Annotated in this window: 2 protein-coding genes; one reads left to right on the forward strand and one right to left on the reverse strand. The window is 72.9% G+C overall.

All coding sequences use genetic code 11. The annotated features are described in order from the left end of the window. Nucleotides 1-466: FAD-dependent oxidoreductase (locus ACFQ87_RS35720; protein WP_380615082.1), on the reverse strand; the 466-nt coding region annotated here is incomplete at its 3' end. A gap of 165 nt (nucleotides 467-631) precedes the next feature. Between ACFQ87_RS35720 and ACFQ87_RS35725 the strand changes: the two genes are divergently transcribed. Next, nucleotides 632-1,168 (forward strand): GNAT family N-acetyltransferase, encoded by a 537-nt coding sequence (locus tag ACFQ87_RS35725; protein ID WP_380615083.1) that lies wholly within the window; start codon nucleotides 632-634, stop codon nucleotides 1,166-1,168. Nucleotides 1,169-1,250: the final 82 nt, after the last annotated feature.

Genomic DNA, 1,250 nt, shown 5'->3' on the forward strand with positions numbered 1-1,250 from the left:
GGCCCACGCCGTCCGCGCCCACCAGCAGGTCGCCGACGGCGCTTCCGCCGTCACCGAGCTGCGCCTCGACCGTCCCGTCCGACCGCTCCTCGTAGCCGACCACCGGCTTGCCGAACTCGACGCGGTCGCCGAGCCCGGCCAGCAGCAGCTGGCGCAGCACGTGCCGGTCGGTGGCGACCCCCTCGTCCACCACCCCGAGCCTGCGGAGCTCCCGGAGCCGCTGGTCGAGCACCAGCCGCTCCCCCGCCATCGGCCCGGTAACGGCCTCCAGCAGCCCGTGCAGCCGCTCCGGCAGGCAGGCGCGCAGAGCGGCAAGGCCGTGCTCGTTCAGGGCGATCCGGAAGCCCTGGTAGCGGCTGCGCGGGTCGTCCTCCCGTTCGAGGACTCGTACGTCGACGCCGGCCCCCAGCAGCCCGTGCGCGAGGCAGAGCCCGCCGATCCCGGCCCCGGCCACCAATACCTTCATCCTTGCTCTCCCCCTGCTCGGTAGGCGTCCAGTCTTTCGCACCCGCCTGACTTCGGGTCAGTGAACTTTGTGGCCGGAACCACGTGACAACTGTCACCGTCGTCACCGCGAGCGGCCACCGGTCCGACCCGGCGACAAGGCCCCCGACTGTGCGAAAGTCGGATCATGTACTACGCGATACGCCGGATGACCAGCGCGGAGCACCGGGAACTGCGCTCGATCAAGCTGGAGGCGCTGCTCGACTCGCCGACGGCCTTCAGCTCCTCCTACGACGACACCCTCGCCCTCCCCGACGACGCCTGGCAGCAGCAGGCCGCCGTCGAGGCCACCGCCGCGGAGTGCGCCACCTTCGTCGCCGTCGACGAGGCCGGGGACTGGGTCGGGATCGCCGGAGTCGGTCCGCTCCCGGACATCCCCGACCACGTCCACGTCCACTCGGTCTACGTCTCCCCCAAGTACCGCGGCCCCGCCGGCCCCGCCGCCGAGCTGATGCGCGAGTGCATCCGCCACGCCCGGGAGCACACGGACATCCGCTGGCTGACGCTGGGCGTGCACGAGGACAACCGGCGGGCGCTGGCCTTCTACCGCAGGCTCGGCTTCACGGACACCGGCAAGACCGTCCCCTACCGCCTCAACCCCTCGGAGCGGCTGTTCATCCTGGGCTACCCGGACTTCCGGGCCCCGGACCACGGGGGCCGGTAGCCGACGTCCCGGTAGCCGACGTCGGCCCGGGGCCCCGCGCTCTCCCGGCCCCGCCGAACGCGGCCGTCAGGCAGCCAGGAGG

The organism is Kitasatospora sp. NPDC056531, from assembly GCF_042794375.1.
Lineage (GTDB): Bacteria > Actinomycetota > Actinomycetes > Streptomycetales > Streptomycetaceae > Kitasatospora.

Bases quoted from the DNA above. Each gene is read 5' to 3' on its own strand.
- ACFQ87_RS35725 (WP_380615083.1), top strand. From the start codon at position 632: ATGTACTACGCGATACGCCGGATGACCAGCGCGGAGCACCGGGAACTG.